The sequence below is a fragment of the Deltaproteobacteria bacterium genome (assembly GCA_035063765.1).
GTDB lineage: Bacteria > Myxococcota_A > UBA9160 > UBA9160 > PR03 > CAADGG01.
In genome coordinates this window covers 253535-272064 of record JAPSFT010000007.1, presented here as the reverse complement: position 1 = coordinate 272064, position 18530 = coordinate 253535, and the positions used below count along the sequence as shown (strand labels likewise).

Sequence of the window (18530 nt, the reverse complement as noted above, 5' to 3'; positions counted from 1 at the left end):
CGGCGCCGATCTCGGCCTCGAGCTGGCCCTCGGTGGCGAGCTTCGCGATGTGCTCGCGCAGGCCCTCGAGCGCGCGCAGGTCCGCCTCGACCGAGAGGCCCTCGAGGACGGCGTGCACCTGCCGGCGCGCCTGGGCGCCGGCCCAGACGGCCAGCGCGCGGCCCTTCTCGCGCTCGAGAGCGCGGATCTCCTCGCGGAAGCGCAGCAGGTTCTCCTTGGCGGCCTCGGCCTCGTCGCGCAGCGCGCCGAGGTCGCGCTCGGCCCGCTCGAGCTCGGCGGCCAGGTCCTGCTTGTGGCGCACCAGCGCGAGCGCCACCGCCTCGTCGCCGCGGCGCAGCGCGCGCTGCACGTCGGCCGCCGTGCGCAGCTGCTCGCCGCGCCGCTCCAGGATCTCGGCCTCGAGCTTGTTGCGCAGGAAGAGGATCCCGGCCACGGCGTCCTTCAGCTCGGCGTAGCGCCGCAGGCGCTGCGCGATCGCCTGCTCGTAGACCGCGCGCGGGTGGGCCTGCTCGCGGTCGCGCACCCAGACCGTGAGCCAGCCGTGGAGCAGGTTGCGCAGGCGGCCCAGGGCGCCGCGCGGCCGGTCGATCGTCTGTGCCGAAAACACCATACTGTGTCTCCTGGGATCGAGCCCGGCCTCGCGGCCGGGCAGCGATCGGGTAGCGGGCGCGGGCTAGTCGCCCGGATCCTCGGCGGCGGGCTCGCGGGCGAGCTCGTCGCGCAGCCCCAGCTCGCGGATCTTCTGCTGGAGGCTCTGGCGCACCATGCCGATGGCGGCGGCGGTCCGCGAGACGTTGCCGCCGTTCGCGCGCAGCGCCGCGAGCAGGAAGCTGCGCTCGAAGTGCTCGACGGCCTGGCGCTTGGCGTCCGCGAAGCGGCCCTCGGAGGCTTCGCCGCCCGCCGTGCCGTCGCCGCCGCCGGCGGCCCCGGCCGGCAGCCGCAGGTCCTCCTCCTCGATCGCCGGCCCGCCGGCCAGCACCGCGGCCTGCTCGACGACGTTGCGCAGCTCGCGCACGTTGCCGGGCCAGGGATGGCGCGCGAGCCGCGCGAGCGCCGCCGGGGCGATCGGCACCTTGGGCCGCTCGAGACGCGCCGCGAGCGCGCTCAGGAACTGCTCGGCCAGCGCGGGCACGTCCTCGGGCCGCTCGCGCAGCGCCGGGAGCTCCACCTCGACCACCTTCAGCCGGTAGTAGAGGTCCTCGCGGAAGCGCCCGCGCCGCACCTCGTCCTCGAGATCCCGGTGGGTCGCGGCCACCACCCGCACGTCCACCTCGACCGGCTCCTGGCCGCCGACCCGCTCGAAGGCGCGCTCCTCGAGCACGCGCAGCACCTTCGCCTGGGTGGCCGCCGGCATGTCGCCGATCTCGTCGAGGAAGATCGTGCCGCCCTGCGCCGCCTCGAAGCGCCCGGCACGGCGCGCGTCGGCACCCGTGAAGGAGCCCTTCTCGTGGCCGAACAGCTCGCTCTCCACCAGCTCGCGGCTGATCGCCGCGCAGTTCACGGCCACGAACGCGCGCGCGCGCCGCGGGCTGCGCTGGTGGAGCGCCTGCGCGACCAGCTCCTTGCCGGTGCCGCTCTCGCCGCGCACCAGCACGGTGAGGTCGGTCTCCGCCACCTTGCGGATCGTGTCGAAGACGCGGCGCATCGCCGGGCCCGAGCCGATCAGGTTCTCGAAGCGCCACTCGCGGTCCATGCGCTCGCGCAGCTCGCGGTTCTCGCGCTGGAGCCGGGTGCGCTCGAGCGCGCGGCGCACGGTCAGCCGGATCTCGTCGTTGTCGAAGGGCTTGGGGACGTAGTCCTCGGCGCCGGCCTTGATCGCCTCGACCGCGATCTTCTCGGAGCCGTGGGCCGTGATCATCACCACCGGGGTCTCCGGCCAGGCCTGCCGGACCGCGTGCAGCACGTCCATGCCCGAGGCGCCGGCGCCGAGCGCCAGGTCGGTCAGCACGAGGTCGTAGGCCTCGCCGTGGAGCTGCGCGAGGGCGGCGTCGCCGGATTCGGCCTGGTCCACCTCGTAGCCCTCGCGGCGCAGCAGGCCGCCGAGCGCCAGCCGGATCGCGGCCTCGTCCTCGACGACCAGCACGCGCGGCTTCATCGGGAGGCCTCCGCGAGCCCCTGGCGCGGGAGGGTCACGAGGAACGTGGTGCCGCGGCCCGGCGCCGACTCCACCTCGATCGCCCCGCCGTGGGCCTCGACGATCTTGCGCACGATCGCGAGCCCGAGCCCGGTGCCGTTCGCCTTCGAGGTCCGGAACGGGGTCCAGATCTCGGCCAGGCGCTCGGCGGGGATCCCGGCGCCGTTGTCGCGCACGCGCAGCCAGACCTCGCTGCCGGCCAGGTTCTCGCCCGCCTCGACGTCCACGCGCGGCGCCGGGCTCCGCTGGCCCTCGAGCGCGTCGAGCGCGTTGCCGACCAGGTTCAGCACCACCCGGCGCAGCTTCTCCGGATCGCCGACCAGCGCCCCCGCCGCGGCGGCGTCGACGTGCAGCACGACGCCGGCCCGTGCGGTCCGCTCCTGGAGGGTGTCGAGCGCCGAGCCCACCACCTCGGCCATCACCACCCGCTCCGGGCGCAGCTCCTCGTCGCGCGCGTAGCGCAGGAGGTGCGAGATCGAGCGCTCGACGCGCTCGAGCTCCTGGAGCGCGACCGAGGCGTACTCGACGTTCTCGACCGAATGGGGGTCCTCGCCCATCTGCTGGAGCAGGCTCTTGGCGGCCGTGATCGGGTTGCGGATCTCGTGCGCGATCGAGGCCGACAGGTGCTCGAGGTTGCGCGCGTGGCGGTCCTCGAGCTCGAGCCGCTTGTGGGCGAGTGCGTCGGGTACCCGGCGCCGCACCTCCTCCTCGGTCCAGCGCCGGCGCAGGTCGGGCGCGATCAGCGCGAAGAAGCCGTGGATCCCGAGCCCGATGCCCCACGACATGGCGGTGATCAGGGCGGGCCGGAAGCCGGCCACGAAGAGCAGGAACGTGCACACGATCGTGTAGGGAACGGCGTGCGCGAAGAAGCCCATGCGGCGCGCCACCGCGGCGCGTGCCTCGCGCAGCGCCACCGCTTCGGGCGAGGGCTCCGGCCGCTCCCGGCCCCGGGGCCTGCGCGCCGCCCAGCCCTCGAGCTCCTCGCGCACCCGCTCGGCGACGTCCCGGCCCGTCTCCTCCCAGGAGCCCGCGAAGTCCCGATCCCGGTGGTGGCGGCCGCGGGAGCGGCGGCGTCCGCGCTGCGGGGGGTCGGCCATCGGGGGGTCTCCTGTGCCCTGCCCGCGGCGCTCTCCGGCCCGCGGCTCCAGCCGGGGCGCGCCGCAGCGCGGGGGAGTGTGGAACGGGCACGGCCACTTGGCGAGCATGCCCCCGGGCATCGCAAGACGCGTGCCGCCGCGGAGCGCTGCGCGGCCCGCGCTCCGCACCCGGCGCGGGCGGCCCCGTGCAGCGCCGCCGCTGCAGTGCAGCGCCCGGCCTGCAGCGAGGGGTCCGAGCGCGGGGCAGGGCTACCCTGCGCCGCAGCGATGAGCGTCCGGAACCTCGAGCTCCTCCTGCGCCCGCGCAGCATCGCCGTGGTCGGGGCGTCCAACACCGCGGGCAGCGTCGGCGCCGTGGTGATGCGCAACCTGCTGCGCGGCGGCTTCCAGGGGCCGGTGATGCCGGTCCACCCGCGCGACCAGGCCGTCGCGGGCGTGCTCGCCTACCCCGACGTGAAGCGCCTGCCGGTGGTGCCCGACCTGGCCGTGATCTGCACGCCCCCGGCGGCCGTGCCCGGGATCGTCGCGGCGCTGGCCGACGCCGGGACCCGCGCCGCCGTGGTCCTGACGGCCGGGTTCGGCAGCACGACCGACGGCAGCGGCCGGCCGCTGCGCGCAGCGCTCGACGAGGCCGTGGGCCGGCGCGGCTTCCGGCTGCTCGGCCCGAACTGCCTGGGCCTGCTCGTCCCGGGCATCGGCCTCGACGCGAGCTTCGCCCACGTCGGGGCCCTGCCCGGCGAGCTCGCCTTCGTGTCCCAGTCCGGCGCGATCTGTACGGCCGTGCTCGACTGGGCGCGCGAGGCGCGGGTCGGCTTCTCGTGCTTCGCGTCGGTGGGCGACACCGCCGACGTGGACGCGGCGGACCTGCTCGACTGGTTCGGCGCCGATCCCGGGACGCACGCCATCCTGCTCTACCTGGAGAGCCTCCCGGGCCAGCAGGGCGGCGCGCCGCGGGCGGCCCGCAAGTTCCTCTCCGCGGCACGTGCGGCCGCCCGCAACAAGCCCGTCCTGGTCCTGAAGGCCGGCCGCAGCCCCGCGAGTGCACAGGCGGCGCTCTCGCACACCGGCCGGCTGGCCGGCGCCGACGAGGTCTTCGACGCGGCGCTGCGACGCGCCGGCATGCTCCGCGTCGACACCATCCAGGAGCTCTTCGACGCCGCCGAGACCCTGGTGCGCTCGCCGCGCCTGCGCGGCAACCGCATGGCGATCGTTTCGAACGGGGGCGGCCTGGCGGTGCTCGCGACCGACACGCTCGTCGCGCGCGGAGGCACGCTCGCCGCGCTCGCGCCGGCCACGATCGAGCGCCTCGACGCCGTGCTGCCCCGGACCTGGTCGCGCGCCAACCCGGTGGACCTGATCGGCGACGCCGACGGCGCGCGCTACGAGCGGGCGCTCGGGATCGTGCTCGAGGACCCGGGCGTCGACGTGGTGCTGGCGCTCCACGCGCCGACCGCGATCGCCTCTGGCGAGGAGGCGGCGCGCGCGGTCGCGCGCGCGCTCGGGGGCCTCGGGGCGCGCCGCGCGGCGCTGCCGAGCGTCGTGACGAGCTGGGTCGGCCACGCCGAGGCCGCGCGCCGCATCCTGCGCGAGGCCGGCATCGCGAGCTACGAGAGCCCCGACGACGCGATCGCGGCCTGCGCGCACCTGCTGGCCTTCCGGCGCAACCAGGAGCTGCTGGCCGAGACGCCACCCTCGCTGCCCGAGGACGGGGCGCTGCCCGGCAGCGACGCGCGCCGGGTGATCGAGGCGGCGCTGGCCGAGGGGCGCGAGCTCCTGAGCGAGGCCGAGGCCAAGGCGGTGCTCGCCGCCTATCGCGTGCCGGTGGTGGAGACGCGCGTGGCGCGCGACGCGGAGCAGGCGGTCGAGCTCGCGGAGGCGATCGGCTCTCCGGTCGCGCTCAAGATCCTCTCGCCCGACGTGACGCACAAGTCCGACGTGGGCGGCGTCGCCCTCGACCTCGAGGGGCCCGGGGCCGTGCGGCGCGCCGCGGAGCGCATGGCCGAGCGCCTCCGTGTGCTCGCGCCCGGGGCGCACCTCACGGGCTACACGGTGCAGGCGATGGCGCGCCGGCCCGGGGCGCTCGAGCTGATCGCGGGGATCGCCAGCGACCCGATCTTCGGGCCGGTCGTGCTCTTCGGGCAGGGCGGGACGGCCGTCGAGGTGATCGCGGATCGCGCCATGGCGCTGCCACCGCTCAACGCGAGCCTGGCCCGCGAGCTGATCTCACGCACGCGCGTGTCGCGCCTGCTCGCGGGCTGGCGGCAGCACCCCCCCGCCGACCTCGACGCGCTGGCGCACGCCCTGGTCCAGGTGGCCCAGATCGCCGTCGATCTGCCCGAGGTCGTCGAGCTCGACGTGAATCCGCTGCTGGCCGACGCGGCCGGCGTGCTGGCGCTCGACGCGCGCATCCGCGTCCGGCGTGCCGGGGCCGCGGCGGGCGCGCACCTCGCGATCCGGCCCTATCCGCGGGAGCAGGAGGAGACGATCGCGCTGCGCGACGGGGCGCAGGTGCTGCTACGGCCGATCCGGCCCGAGGACGAGCCGGCCCATCACGCGTTCCACGACCAGCTCGAGCCCGAGGACATCCGCTTCCGCTTCTTCAACCTGGTGCGCAAGCTCCCCCACTCGCAGATGGCCCGCTTCACCCAGATCGACTACGACCGCGAGATGGCCTTCCTGGCCCTGCCCGCCACCGGCGCGCCCGGGACGCTCGGGGTGGTGCGCACGATCACCGATCCCGACAACGAGCACGCGGAGTTCGCGATCGTCGTGCGCTCGGACCAGAAGGGGCGCGGGCTCGGCCGCGCGCTGCTCGAGAAGATGATCCGCTACTGCCGGGCGCGCGGCACGGGCGAGCTGGTCGGACAGGTGCTGCCGGACAACCGCGCGATGCTCGAGCTGGCCCACGCGCTGGGCTTCCGCAGCCGGTTCCTGCCGGAGGACGGCGCCGTCGAGGTGCGTCTCGCGCTGCGGGGCGCGGGGAGCGCCTGAGCGCGACGGCGTCCGCTCAGGCGCGCCGCCGCCCGAGGCCCGCGAGTCCGAGCAGACCCGCGCCGAGCAGCAGCGCCGTCTGGGGCTCCGGGACCAGGGTCGCGGTCACGAAGTGGCCGTCGAGCGCCTGGGTGCGCGGGAAGGCCACGCCGGGATAGTCGTCGGCGGCGAAGGAGCTCGCGGTGGAGGTCCGCCCCATGCGGACGGCGGCCTCGTCGCCGTTGTTGCCCTGACGGGTCGAGGTCGCGCTGGCGGTCCAGGCGAAGCTCAGGACCACCGTCTGCACGGCACCGGTGCCGACGCCGTCGATCCGGGCGCTCCCGAGCTGCGAGAAGGGCAGGTCGACGCTGGTGTTGGCCACGCCGGCGTTGGTGGCCGTGCCCACGGCGGCGAGCCCGAGGCTGCCGACGAGGGCCCCACCCGTCGCTCCGCCCGTGACCGCACCGAGCGTCGCGCTGGCCGAGCCGTTGCCGTCGTTCAGGATCGTGAGCGCACCGACCCGGCTCGTGTCGAGCAGCAGCGACCAGGGCTCACCGGCGTTGCCGAGGATCGACAGCGTGATCGTGTAGTCCGCGGTGAAGCTCTCGGTGATGGACGCGCGGTTCCCGATGTCGGTGCCGACCAGCATCGCGTAGCGGGTCTGGAAGCTGTTCGCGCTGCTCGACACGACGCCCAGGGTCCGGTCCCGGACGCGGGTGACGGGCGGCCGGTTCGTGTCGACCAGCAGGTTGGTGCTGTTCGCGGCGGTGAGCGCGGGCGTGACCGCGGTGAACGAGACGGCGTGGGCGGCCGGGGCCACGAGCACGAAGGCCAGGGCGGGGGCGAGGCGTGCGGCAAGGCTGCGCCGGCCGCGCGAGCGACGGCGGACGGGGGGATGGGGGGACACGGACGACTCCTGACTGCTCCGTCATCCCGGGAGGGGGACCCGGGCGACCCCTCGGGAATCGGGATTCGCGCTCGCGGGCTTGAGGGGAAATCGATCCGACTTCGCGTCGTGATCGACCCTCCCCCGGGGCACGAGCAGGGTTGCGACCCTAGCCGCCCTCGCCGGCGTAGCGGCTCGCCTCGGCGTCGTAGGCGTCGAAGCCGAGCAGCTCGCGCAGGGCGGCGAAGGAGAGCCGGCGCTCGAGCGGCCGGCCCTCGCGCAGGCCCGCGAGCGCCTCCTGCATCGCGTACACGGAGGCGTGCAGGAGGGTCAGCGGGTAGGCGGCGATCTTGAAGCCGAGCGCCTCGAGCCGGGCGGGCGGCAGGGCGGGGGTGTCCCCGTCCTCGACGAGGTTGGCCATCACGGGCGCCGGAATCTCGCGCGCCACCCGGGCCAGCTCGGCCTCGTCGCGCGGCGCCTCGACGAAGACCAGGTCTGCGCCGAGCTCCGCGAAGGCCCGGCCGCGCGCGATCGCCTCGTCGAGCCCGTGGCCGGCGCGCGCGTCGGTGCGCGCCATCACGAGGAGGTCGTGGCCCTCGGCGCGCGCCTCCTCGCGCGCGTCGAGCACGGCGCGCATCCGGGCCAGCGCCTCGGCCCGCGCCACCACCGCCTTGCCGCGGGTGTGCCCGCAGCGCTTGGGCGCGAGCTGGTCCTCGATCATCACGCAGGCGAAGCCGGCGCGCGCGTAGCCGCGCACCGTCCGCTTGGCGTTCACGGCGTTGCCGTAGCCGGTGTCGGCGTCGCCGATCACCGGGATCGAGACGGCCGCACAGATCTCGCGCCCGCGCTCGACCATCTCGCCGTAGGAGACGAGGCCGGTGTCGGGCAGCGCCAGGCGGGCGGCGGCGACCGCGAAGCCGCTCATGAAGGTGAGCTCGAAGCCGGCGCGCTCGACGAGGCGCGCCGAGAGCGCGTCGAAGCAGCAGGGCATGACCCGCAGGCCCGGCTTCTCGAGCAGCGCGCGCAGGCGTCCCGAGGGTCCGCCGGTGGGCGCTGCGGCAGGCGAGGGCGGACGCGTCATCATGACGCGGATCCTACCGGGGGGGAGAAGGATGCGGAAGCAGGTCGTGGCGGTCCTCGTGCTGTCGGTGGTGGGGGTGGCAGGCGCGCCGGCCGCGCGGGCAGCCGAGGCGCGCGTGGCCTGCGCCTCGCGCGACCCGCTGCGCCGCGCCTTCTTCGGCGACGTCCACGTCCACACCCGCCACTCGCTCGACGCCGCCACCCAGGGGACCCGCAACGGCCCCCACGAGGCCTACCGCTTCGCGCGCGGCGAGGCGATCGGGATCCAGCCCTACACGGCGGACGGCCAGCCGCTGCGCACGATCCGCCTCGCGCGCCCGCTCGACTTCGCCGCTGTCACCGACCACGCGGAGCTCTTCGGCGAGGTCACGATCTGCGAGACGCCGGGGCTTCCGGGACACGACGCGATGCTGTGCCGGCTGCACCGGAGCTGGCCGCGCGCGTCCTTCTTCGTGATGAACACCCTCACGAGCTATCCCGAGCACCCCGAGCGCCGCGGCTTCTGCGGCCCGGACGGGCGCGACTGCCGCGCTGCCGCAGCCCACCCCTGGAACGACATCCAGGCCGCGGCCGAGGCCTTCCAGGACCCCAGCGCGGCCTGCGCCTTCACCACCTTCGTCGGCTACGAGTGGACCGCCGCACCGGGCAGCGACAACCTGCACCGCAACGTGCTGTTCCGCAGCGCGGCGGTGCCCGCGCTCCCGATCAGCTCGGTCGAGGAGCCGACGCCCGAGGGCCTGTGGGCCGCGCTCGAGCGCACCTGCCTGCGCGCGGGCCCGGCGGCGCCCGGCTGCGACGTGCTCGTGATCCCGCACAACTCGAACCTCGGCAACGGCCGGATGTTCGCGCTCCCGCCGGGCGCCGACGCCGGCTACGCGCGCCGGCGCGCCGCGCTCGAGCCGCTCGTCGAGGTGATGCAGCACAAGGGCGACTCCGAGTGCCGCCCGGGCCCCGGCGTCGTGGACGAGCAGTGTGGCTTCGAGAAGCTCCCCTACCAGAACTTCCAGGGCAAGTTCGTGCGCTGGCTCGCCGACGAGCCGCCGGCCGCGAGCTTCGTGCGCGACGCGCTGAAGCAGGGCCTTGCCGCCTACGCGCGGCAGGGGGTCAACCCCTTCGCCTTCGGCCTCGTCGCCGGGACCGACTCGCACCTCGCGGCCGCGGGCCTGGTCGCCGAGAGCGCGGACTACCCCGGCCACGGCGGGGCCGGCACGCCGGCCGCGAGCGCGCTGCCGCCCGGGCTCGTCGACGACGTCGAGTTCAACCCGGGCGGGCTCGCGGTGCTCTGGGCGGAGGAGAACTCGCGCGAGGCGCTCTTCGCGGCGATGCGGCGCCGCGAGGCCTACGGCACGAGCGGGCCGCGCATCGGGCTGCGCGTCTTCGCCGGCTGGGAGCTGCCGGACGACCTGTGCGCGCGCGACGCCCGGGACTTCGCGCAGGCCGGCTACGCGGGCGGCGTGCCGATGGGCGCCGTCCTCCCGCCCCCGCCGGCCGGCGCGCGGGCGCCGCGCTTCGCGCTCCAGGCGCTGCGCGATCCCGAGGCCGAGGGCGCGCCGCTCGAGCGGCTCCAGATCGTGAAGGGCTGGCTCGGCCCGGACGGCGCGCTGCACGAGCAGGTCTTCGACGTGGCCGGGGACGCCGGCGCCGCCGGCGTCGACCCCGCGACCTGCGCGCCGCGCCCCGACGCGGGCGGCGCCGCGGCCCTCTGCGCGGTCTGGGACGACCCCGCCTTCGACCCGGCCGCGCCAGCCTTCTGGTACGCGCGCGTCCTCCAGACCCCGACCTGCCGCTGGCACACGCTCGCCTGTCGCCGAGCCGGCATCACGTGCTCGGCCGGCGCGCCGCCCGAGGGCTTCGGCGGCTGCTGCGACCCGGCCGTCCCGCGCACGATCCAGGAGCGCGCGTGGGCGTCGCCGGCCTGGCACGAGCCGCAGGACCGGGCCGCGCGCGCTTCGCGGTGATACCTTCGCGCGCCCATGGACGGATCCTCCGGAGCCCTGCTGGTGGTGGCGTTGCTGGCCGCGCTCGCGGCGGCCGTTGCGTTCGTCGGCTGGCGCGGCGAGCGCACGCGGCGCACGGGCGCCGAGGGCGAGGCCGCGCGCCTCGGCGAGGCGCTCGCCGCCGCGCGCGCCGAGGCGGAGGCCACCGCGCGCGCGGGCCGTGGCCGGCAGGACGAGCTCGGCGAGCTGCGCCGCAAGCTCGACAAGGCGCGCAAGCGCGCCTTCGCGGCCCAGGAGGAGCGCGCGCCGCTCGAGGCACGCCTGAAGGAGCTCGAGGCCCAGGCCCGCTCCCGCGAGGAGGAGGCCGCGCGCCTGCGCGCCCGCCTCGACGGCTTCGAGGCCGACCGCGAGCAGGCGGGCCGCGAGACGGCACGCCTGCGCGAGGAGCTGGCGCACGCCGAGAAGGCGGCCGCCGCCGTCCGCGTGGACCCCTCGGAGCACGCGTTCCTGCGCCAGCGCGTGGACGCCGCCGAGGACGAGGTGCGCCGGCTCGGCGCGGCCCTGCGCGAGGCCGAGCAGGAGGCGAGCCGCTGGCGCCAGCGCGAGCGCGTGCAGCGCCGAGCCTACACCGTTCTGCGCGGCGAGCTCGACATCGCGCGCGACCACCTGCGGGTGGCGCGCGGCGAGGGCGCGCTCGAGGTGGACGACGGCGCCGCTGCGGGCGACGACCGGTAGAGCGCCGCTCCTCGACCCACGAGTGCGTCGAAACGTCTCGCCGTGAGGCCAAGCTGCGCGGTTTGCAGAAGGCAGGACGCCGCGAGTCGCCCGGGATGCGGCATGCGTCTTGCAACTCCACCCGGCATCGCCGGGAAGGAGATCCGGATGCGCAGCTCGGAGAGTCGGGAGCTCACCCGCTGCGTCCTGTGCGGCGCCGAGATCGCGCCGGGACGCGATCGGACCTTCGCCATCTCGCCGGAGCAGTTCCTCTGCTTCGCGTGTGCGGTGCGGCGCGGCGGAAGCTGGGACGAGCGGCGCGACCGCTGGACCGAGGAGCCGGAGCTCGGCGGCTTGCCGCGTGGCGAGGATTGATCCGTCCGGCAGGGACCCGGCGGGGGAGGGAGAGCGATGAAGGCGCGTGATCTGATGCAGCGCGACGTGGTCACGATCGACGCGGCCGCGTCGCTCCTCGACGCCCACCGCCTCTTCGTCGAGGAGGAGATCTCCGGCGCGCCGGTCGTGGACGAGGACGGCCACGTGGTCGGTGTCGTCTCGGCGCGCGACCTCCTGCGCGCCGTCGAGGAGGAGCGCGACACCGCGCTGGTACAGACCAACTACTTCCGCGACAGCGAGGAGTTCTCGGGTCCCGACTGGCAGGGTGCGCCCGAGGACTTCCAGGACCGGCTCGCCAGCCGGACGGTCGCGGAGGCGATGTCGCCCGACGTGATCAGCGTGGCCCCCGATGCGAGCGTGGCCGAGGTTGCGCGGACGCTGCGTGCGCACCGCGTCCACCGCGTGCTCGTCGCGACCGACGAGGCCCTCGTGGGCCTGCTCTCCGCCTTCGACCTGATCGCGCTGCTCGAGAAGGACGCGCCCGGGCGCTGATCGGCTTCCGCCGGCGCGGGGTCACTCGAGCGGATCGAGCCGGACGGCGAGCGTGTCCTCGCGGTCGGGTCCGAGCAAGCGCACCCAGCGGTCCGCGATGCCGTACTTCTCGCGCAGGAGCTGGTGGATGCGGGGATGCGGGCCCGGCTCGGGGTGGGCGCGGTAGCGGCGCCTGGTGCCGCTCCGCTCGACCTCGACGACCGGATCCCCCGCGAAGCGCGCGCGCCAGTCCGCGCCTCCGCTGTGGAGGAAGGCCGAGCCGCCGTCGTCCACGATCCACAGCCGCGTCTCCTGCCAGCTCCCGTCGGCGCGCTGCGTGCGCAGGGTCACCACGTCGCGCCCGACCTCGATCAGCGCGAGGTGGCCGAGCACCAGGAGGGCGGCGAGGGTGCCGGCGGCCGCGATCACGACGGCCAGACGCCTCATGGTTCGATCCGACCCGAACCGGTGTAGAGGTTGAAGCGGCCGGGGCGCAGGAAGCCGACCAGGGTCATGCCGCTGCGCTCCGCCACGCGCAGCGCCAGGCTCGACGGGGCACCCATCGCGGCCACGAGCGCGATCCCGGCGCGCGCCGCCTTCTGCACGATCTCGAAGCCGGCCCGGCCCGAGAGCAGGAGCACGGCGTCGTCGAGCCGGGCGCCGGCGAGCAGGCGCTCGCCCACGAGCTTGTCGACGGCGTTGTGGCGGCCCACGTCCTCGCGCAGCACGGCGAGCTCTCCGCCTGCGGCGAAGAGGGCGGCTGCGTGCAGGCCGCCCGTGCGCGCGAAGAGCGGCTGCGCGGCGCGCATGCGCGCGGGAAGCCCCTCGAGCCAGGCGCGCGCGACTTGCGGCCGGCCGCCGGGCAGCGCGGGGAGCCCGCGCGCGAAGACGTGCTCGATGGCGGTCTTCCCGCACACGCCGCAGGCCGAGGCCGAGAGGAAACCGCGCGCCGCCCGTGCGGCCGCGACCGCGCGCTCGTCGCGCAGCCGCACGTCCACCACGTTCGCACGGCCCGCCGCGGCGCCGTCTACGAGCGCCAGCAGGTCCTCGCGCGTCTCGATCAGTCCCTCGCCGAAGAGCCAGCCGGCGGCGAGCTCCCGGTCGTGGCCGGGGGTGCGCATGGTGACCACCAGCGGCTGCCCGCCCACCTGGATCTCGAGCGGCTCCTCGACCACCACCGGATCGGGCAGCTCGTGCGCTGCGCCGTCGACGACGACCCGCGCGGGCCACAGCTCGAGCGCGGGATCGGCCGCGGAATCCCTCACAGCGGCTCCAGCGCGACCAGCGCGTTGTAGTCGGGCTCGCCGCAGCGGGGGTCGTAGCGGTCGCGCGCGATCAGCACGTTGCCCTCGGGCCAGTGCACCTGGAGGTTGCCGGGGCGGATCGGCGCCACCCGCACGCGCGCTTCGAGTGCGCCCGTGGGCGCGACGAGGCGCACGCGCGCGCCCTCCGCGAGCCCGAGCCGCGCGGCGTCCGCGGCGCTGATCAGGACCTCGTCGCGCGCGGCGCCGGTCAGCGGATCGCGCTCGCTCCAGAGCATCGAATTGAACTGCTTGCCGCGCCGGGTGCTCACGCGGAAGCGGCCGGGCGGGATGGGCTCCTCGCCGGCCGCCTCCGGGCGCAGCGCGAGCGGAACGGGCGCGAAGCGGGCGCGGCCGTCCGGCGTCGGGAACCACGGCGCGCCGTCGCGCTCGCACAGGCGCGGGCCGCCCCATTGGAGCTGATCGCCCTTCTGCGCGAGCTGCTCGATGCCGGCGTAGTCGGGTACGACGCGCCCGATCTCGGCACGGATCGCGGCGGCGTCGGCGAAGCCCGTGCGCTCCGCGAGCGCCGGGTCCACCCGCTCGAGGAGGTCGAGGAAGACCTGCCACTCCGCGCGCGCCTCGCCGATGCGGCGCCCCGGGATCTCGGGCGAGAAGACGATGCGCCGCTCGGTGGTCGTCTCGGTGCCCCCGCCCGGCTGCTCGTAGCGGGTCGTGGCCGGCAGCAGCAGCACGGCGCCGCCGGGCGCCGGGTCCACGAGCATCGTGGGCGACACCACCACGTCCTGGTGCACGCGCAGCGGCACGCGCGCGAGCGCCTCGCGCACCCACGCCGGGTCCGGCAGCGTCTCGACGAAGTTGCCGCCGACGCACCAGAGGAGGTCGAGCGCCCCCGCGTGCGCCGCCTCCACCATCTGTCCGGCGGGCAGCCCCGGCCACGCGGGCGGGGCGAAGCCCCAGTGCGCCTCCATCCGCCGGGCGCCCTCGGGATCCACCGCGACGGCGCCCGGGAAGGCGTTCGGCACGCACCCCACCTCGGCACCGCCCTGCACGCCGCTGTGCCCGCGGATCGGCATGAGCCCGCAGCCGGGCCGCCCGATCATCCCGCGCGCCAGCGCCAGGTTCACGATCGCGCGCACGTTGTCGACGCCCTCGACGTGCTGCGTGATCCCCATGCTCCAGACGAAGACCACGCGGCGGGCCGCACGGTAGCGGTCGGCGAAGCGGCGCATGTCGTCGCGCGAGGCGCCCGACTCGCGCTCGAGCTCGTCCCAGCCGGCCGCCTCGGCCTGCGCGCGCACGGCCTCGAAGCCGCTCGTGTGCGCGGCCACGAAGCGCTCGTCGATGCCGCCCGTCGCGGCGAGCTCCTTCAGGACGCCGGTCAGGAAGGCGCGGTCGCCCCCGGTGTGGACCGGGAACCAGTCGTCGCAGAGCTTCGTTCCGAAGACGGCGCTCTCGAAGACCGAGGGGACCCAGTAGCGCTCGAGGCCCGGCTCGCGCAGCGGGTTCACGACCGCGACCTTCGCGCCCTCGCGGCGGTCGGATCCCGGGGCCTTCGCGCGGGTCCGGGCGTAGTAGAGGTACTTGGTGGTGACCGGCTGGTTGTTCGGGACGTCGCTTCCGAAGAACACGATCCAGTCGGCCTCGAGCCAGTCCCGGTAGGAGCAGGTCGAAGCCGCGACACCGAGCGCCTGGCGCAGCGCCACGGTGCTCGGCGCGTGGCAGATGCGAGCCGCGTTGTCCACGTGGTTCGTCCCGAGCGCGCGCGCCACCTTCTGGGCGACGTAGTAGGTCTCGTTGGTGACGCCGCGCGAGGTCAGGTAGAAAGCCAGGCGGCGGCCGCCCTCCGGTCCCCCGGCGCGCGCGGCACGCACCGTCGCGGCGACCTCGGCGAGCGCCTCGTCCCAGGAGACCGGCGTGAAGCCGGGCTCGCCGTGGCCACGCCGCATCGGCACCGGGAGCCGGCCGAGGTCGCGGAGCGCGCGGTTGTCGAGGCCCGTGAGCGCGGCGGCGCCGGCGAGGCGGGTGGGATCGAGCGGGCCCATCGTGTTCATGCGCAGGAGCTCGAGGCGCACCATGCACAGGTGGATGCCGTCCATCGTCCAGTCGTGGAGGCCGCTCGTGCCGAGCGCGCAGCCGTCGCACACCCCGTCGCGCAGGATGCGCCATGCGAAGGGGAGCTGGTCGCGGTTGCGCCACAGCACGCGCAGCATGTCGCCGTAGTGGTCGGGCTTCACCTGGCCGAGGCCGTTCGGCACGAGGCCCGCCCAGAGCTTCGGGTGGAGCGGCATCAGGGCGCTCGGGTCGCCGGCGCGGCGCGATCGGGCTCGATGTCGGGGCTCCCGGGCACGCCGCTATGCTACCCGCCATGTCTGTCGGCAGGGAATGCGCGTCCGGGCAGCGCGCGCCGGAGCGGCACCCGGGGCGGCGGAGCTTCGCTGCGAGGGGGCGCCGCGCGGGCAGCGTCTGGCTGGCTGCCATCGTGCTGGCCGTGGCGCCGGGCGGGGCGCGCGCCGCCGAGCCCGCCCTCGACGCGGACCAGTGGGCCACGCGCATCGCCGACGCGCTGCGGGTCGGCGCCACCCTCTCCGGGCGCGCGCACATGCGCGTCGAGCGGCCCGGGGACCCCCCGCTCGAGTTCCGCTTCGACGTGCTGCGCCAGCCCTGGCGCGGCGGGACGCGCTCGGTCTTCGAGATGCAGGAGCAGGGCGATCCGCAGAGCGTGGTGTCGGAGCTGGTGGTACAGCCGGGCGAGCCGATGGTGAACTGGTACTGGGATCTCCAGAAGCGGCGCTGGCTCGCGGTGCGGGGGCTGCTCGCGACGGACCCGTGGGCGGACTCCGACTTCCGGCACGAGGACCTCTGGCTCACCGATCCCGTCGAGCGCCGGCGCGGGACCGTGCGCGAGGTGGAGGAGGGCGGGCGCCGCTACGTCGAGATCCACAGCGAGCCCTATCACTACTACGGGCGCGTCGAGACGCGCGTCGACCCGGCGACCGCCCTGCCGGTACGGATCCGCTTCGTCGACGTGACGGGCGCCCCGATCCGCGAGCAGCTCTTCGAGTCGCTCGAGGTGGTGGACGGGCGCCCCTTCCCGAAGGTGATCCGGCTGCGCGAGCTCCAGACCCACCAGGAGAGCGTCCTCACCTGGGAGCGCGTCGAGTTCGGCCGCAAGATCCCACCGTCCTTCCTCGACCTGTCGGCCCTGCACGATCGCATCACCAAGGGCGTCGATCCGGTGCCGCTCGATGCGCTGCCCGAGCTGCAGCCCCCGGACGCGATATGAGCACGGCCCGCGAGGTCGAGGCGCGCCTGACCGGCCCGGGCGCGCCCTTCGAGATCGTGCCGGAAGACGTGCTCGGGGAGCGCATGCAGGTGTTCCGCACGAGGACCCCCTCGCTGCGGGTGCTGCTCGAGGAGTCGGCCGCGCGTGGCGACGCCGCGTACCTCGTGGTCGACGACGGCCGCCGCTATTCGTACGCGGAGCATGCGCGGCGCGTGGCAGCCCTGGCGTCGGTGCTGCGCGAGCGCTTCGGGATCGGGCCCGGCGACCGGGTCGCGATCCTGGCCGCCAACGGGCCGGAGTGGATCCAGGCCTTCTGGGCCACCGTGAGCCTGGGGGCGGTGTGCGTCGGCCTCAACGGCTGGTGGGTGCGCGACGAGATCCGCTACGGACTCGCCGACGCGGACCCGAAGCTCCTGATCGGCGACCGCAAGCGGCTCGCGCGCCTCGCGGGAGGCTTCGTGGACCTGCCGGTGGTCGAGATCGAGTCGCAGTTCGAGGCGCTCGTCGAGGCCGGCGCGGGTGCGGCCCTGCCCGAGGCCGCGATCGCCGAGGACGACGCCGCGACGATCCTCTACACGAGCGGAACCCTGGGCCGGCCGAAGGGCGTCGTCGGCACGCACCGCGCGATCCTCGCGCTGGCGCGCCTCCAGCTCTTCCACGGCATGCGCATGTTCCTGCTCGCCGCCGCGCGCGGCCAGCTCCCGGCGCCCGGAGCGCGCGCCGCCGCGCCGCCCCCCTGCAACCTGGTCGCGGCGCCGCTCTTCCACGTCTCGGGTCTCTACACCGGCGTCGTGACGGGTCTTGCGGCCGGCATCAAGACGGTGTGGACCACCGGCCGCTTCGACCCCGTGAAGGTGATGGAGCTGATCGAGCGCGAGCGCGTCACGAGCTGGGGTCCGATGGGCACCATGGTGCACCGCGTGGTCCACCATCCCGACGTCGGCCGCTACGACCTCTCGTCGATCACGAGCATCGGCTCGGGCGGCGCGCCGATCGCCGCTGCGCTCCTGGCGCGCATGCGCGAGGTGTTCCCGAACGCGCGCGCCGCGCTCGGGATCGGCTACGGGCTCACCGAGTCGGGCGGCCTCGCGACCCTGAACTGGGGCGAGGAGCTGGAGGCGCGCCCGGGCTCGGTCGGGCGGGCGCTTCCGTCCGTCGAGCTCGCGATCCGCGACCTCGACGGCAAGCCCGTGCCCGACGGGGCCGAGGGCGAGGTGTGGATCCGCAGCCCGCTCGGGATGAAGGAGTACTGGCGGCGGCCCGAGGAGACGCGGCAGGTGCTCGGCCCCGGCCGCTGGCTGCGCAGCGGCGACGTCGGCCGCCTCGACGCGGAGGGCCATCTGCACCTCGCCTCGCGCCGCCGCGACCTGATCCTGCGCGGCGCCGAGAACGTCTACCCGGCCGAGATCGAGCTCTGTCTGGAGGCGCATCCGGAGGTGGCGGAGGCGGCGGTGGTCGGCGTCGAGCACGAGGAGCTCGGCCAGGAGGTGAAGGCGATCGTCGTGCCGCGGCCGGGCCTCGACACCGGGGCGCTGGCCGCGCTGCCCGAGCGGCTGGCCGGATACTGCGCCGAGCGGCTCGCCTACTTCAAGGTGCCGGCGCACTGGGAGCTGCGGAGCGAGCCCTTGCCGCGCAACGCCATCGGCAAGGTGCTGAAGCACGTCCTGACCGAGGGGGCCACGAGCCCCTTCGTGGACGAGTAGGTGCGAGCCGCGCGAGCGGCGCGGCTCGTCGCCATCGCGCTGCTGGCGCTCGCTGCGGCGGGCGCGGCCGGTGCCGAGCCGGTGGAGGGCGAGTCGATCGGCCGCTATCGTGTGACGCAGATCGGTGACGGCGTCGAGCTCTCCTCGCCGCGTGACCGCGGCCTCGGTCTCGCGCTCGCGGCGGGCGGGGCGGTGCTCGCGGCGCTCGGTGCCGGGCTCGCCGCCACCGGGCGGCGCGGCCCCGGGGTCGCCGCACTGGCTGCGGGGATCGGGCTCGTGGCGATGGGGGCGATGGCGGCCTTCGGCTCGACGCGCGTGCGGGCGAGCCGCGTCGAGCTGGTGCGCGAGGGCTTCGGCGGGCGGAGCGAGCGCTGGCCGCGCGCGGCGATCGCCGGGGTCGAGGTGGCGCGCCGCGAGCCTTCGGCCGAGGACTTCAAGCGGGCGGGGGCCCGCCCCTGGGAGGTCCGGCTGCGCGCGCCCGGCGGCGGCCGGCTGCCCGTGCGCTTCACGCTCGCCTCGGAGGCGGAGGCACGAGCCTTGGCCCGGGTGCTCGCCGACGCGCTCGGGCCGTAGGGTGCGGGCCGAGGGGCTCGA

At 75.8% G+C, this 18530-nt stretch carries 16 protein-coding genes; 8 read left to right on the top strand and 8 right to left on the bottom strand.

What is annotated here, in order from left to right:
• The 3 genes from OZ948_07610 to OZ948_07600 form a co-directional block, all read right to left on the bottom strand.
• Nucleotides 1–610, bottom strand: a 610-nt coding sequence (locus OZ948_07610; protein MEB2344588.1) for a PspA/IM30 family protein, incomplete at its 3' end; no start/stop codon positions are given.
• 63 nt (nucleotides 611–673) lie between these two features.
• Nucleotides 674–2095 (bottom strand): sigma-54 dependent transcriptional regulator, encoded by a 1422-nt coding sequence (locus tag OZ948_07605; GenBank protein MEB2344587.1) that lies wholly within the window; start codon nucleotides 2093–2095, stop codon nucleotides 674–676.
• Nucleotides 2092–3231 carry an ATP-binding protein gene (locus tag OZ948_07600; GenBank protein ID MEB2344586.1) on the bottom strand — a complete coding sequence of 380 codons (1140 nt, stop codon included), beginning with the start codon at nucleotides 3229–3231 and terminating at the stop codon, nucleotides 2092–2094. Before OZ948_07600 ends, OZ948_07605 begins: the two co-directional genes overlap by 4 nt.
• Before the next feature lie 267 nt (nucleotides 3232–3498).
• Between OZ948_07600 and OZ948_07595 the strand changes: the two genes are divergently transcribed.
• Nucleotides 3499–6222: a bifunctional acetate--CoA ligase family protein/GNAT family N-acetyltransferase gene (locus tag OZ948_07595; protein MEB2344585.1), complete on the top strand. Its 2724-nt coding sequence runs from the start codon at nucleotides 3499–3501 to the stop codon at nucleotides 6220–6222.
• A 16-nt stretch (nucleotides 6223–6238) separates the two neighbouring features.
• On the opposite strand, the gene OZ948_07590 is transcribed toward OZ948_07595, so the two are convergent.
• Together OZ948_07590 and OZ948_07585 are read right to left on the bottom strand one after the other, a co-directional pair.
• On the bottom strand, nucleotides 6239–7108 hold the full coding sequence (locus OZ948_07590; protein ID MEB2344584.1) for a PEP-CTERM sorting domain-containing protein: 870 nt from the start codon (nucleotides 7106–7108) through the stop codon (nucleotides 6239–6241).
• Nucleotides 7109–7256: 148 nt separating this feature from the next.
• Nucleotides 7257–8171 (bottom strand): isocitrate lyase/PEP mutase family protein, encoded by a 915-nt coding sequence (locus OZ948_07585; GenBank protein ID MEB2344583.1) that lies wholly within the window; start codon nucleotides 8169–8171, stop codon nucleotides 7257–7259.
• 28 nt (nucleotides 8172–8199) lie between these two features.
• Here OZ948_07585 and OZ948_07580 point away from each other — a divergent pair, with 28 nt between their 5' ends.
• The 4 genes from OZ948_07580 to OZ948_07565 all read left to right on the top strand — a co-directional run bounded on the left by OZ948_07580 (nucleotide 8200) and on the right by OZ948_07565 (nucleotide 11706).
• On the top strand, nucleotides 8200–10125 hold the full coding sequence (locus tag OZ948_07580) for a DUF3604 domain-containing protein (GenBank protein MEB2344582.1): 1926 nt from the start codon (nucleotides 8200–8202) through the stop codon (nucleotides 10123–10125).
• 15 nt (nucleotides 10126–10140) lie between these two features.
• Complete coding sequence (locus tag OZ948_07575; protein MEB2344581.1) at nucleotides 10141–10839, top strand: hypothetical protein; 699 nt, start codon at nucleotides 10141–10143, stop codon at nucleotides 10837–10839.
• A 147-nt stretch (nucleotides 10840–10986) separates the two neighbouring features.
• Nucleotides 10987–11193 (top strand): hypothetical protein, encoded by a 207-nt coding sequence (locus tag OZ948_07570; GenBank protein ID MEB2344580.1) that lies wholly within the window; start codon nucleotides 10987–10989, stop codon nucleotides 11191–11193.
• A 36-nt stretch (nucleotides 11194–11229) separates the two neighbouring features.
• Nucleotides 11230–11706: a CBS domain-containing protein gene (locus OZ948_07565; protein MEB2344579.1), complete on the top strand. Its 477-nt coding sequence runs from the start codon at nucleotides 11230–11232 to the stop codon at nucleotides 11704–11706.
• 21 nt (nucleotides 11707–11727) lie between these two features.
• Here OZ948_07565 and OZ948_07560 read toward each other — a convergent pair whose 3' ends face one another.
• Genes OZ948_07560 through OZ948_07550 form a run of 3 tightly spaced genes read right to left on the bottom strand, consistent with a single transcriptional unit; the run spans nucleotide 11728 to nucleotide 15238 of the window.
• Nucleotides 11728–12132: a hypothetical protein gene (locus OZ948_07560; GenBank protein MEB2344578.1), complete on the bottom strand. Its 405-nt coding sequence runs from the start codon at nucleotides 12130–12132 to the stop codon at nucleotides 11728–11730.
• Nucleotides 12129–12950 carry a formate dehydrogenase accessory sulfurtransferase FdhD gene (gene fdhD, locus OZ948_07555; GenBank protein MEB2344577.1) on the bottom strand — a complete coding sequence of 274 codons (822 nt, stop codon included), beginning with the start codon at nucleotides 12948–12950 and terminating at the stop codon, nucleotides 12129–12131. The genes OZ948_07560 and fdhD overlap by 4 nt, the downstream gene beginning before the upstream one ends.
• Complete coding sequence (locus tag OZ948_07550) at nucleotides 12947–15238, bottom strand: FdhF/YdeP family oxidoreductase (protein ID MEB2344576.1); 2292 nt, start codon at nucleotides 15236–15238, stop codon at nucleotides 12947–12949. The genes fdhD and OZ948_07550 overlap by 4 nt, the downstream gene beginning before the upstream one ends.
• Before the next feature lie 77 nt (nucleotides 15239–15315).
• Between OZ948_07550 and OZ948_07545 the strand changes: the two genes are divergently transcribed.
• The 3 genes from OZ948_07545 to OZ948_07535 are packed head-to-tail and all read left to right on the top strand — an operon-like array spanning nucleotide 15316 to nucleotide 18509.
• Nucleotides 15316–16233 (top strand): outer membrane lipoprotein-sorting protein, encoded by a 918-nt coding sequence (locus OZ948_07545; GenBank protein ID MEB2344575.1) that lies wholly within the window; start codon nucleotides 15316–15318, stop codon nucleotides 16231–16233.
• On the top strand, nucleotides 16230–17936 hold the full coding sequence (locus tag OZ948_07540) for a class I adenylate-forming enzyme family protein (GenBank protein ID MEB2344574.1): 1707 nt from the start codon (nucleotides 16230–16232) through the stop codon (nucleotides 17934–17936). Before OZ948_07545 ends, OZ948_07540 begins: the two co-directional genes overlap by 4 nt.
• Complete coding sequence (locus tag OZ948_07535) at nucleotides 17937–18509, top strand: hypothetical protein (GenBank protein MEB2344573.1); 573 nt, start codon at nucleotides 17937–17939, stop codon at nucleotides 18507–18509.
• Nucleotides 18510–18530: the final 21 nt, after the last annotated feature.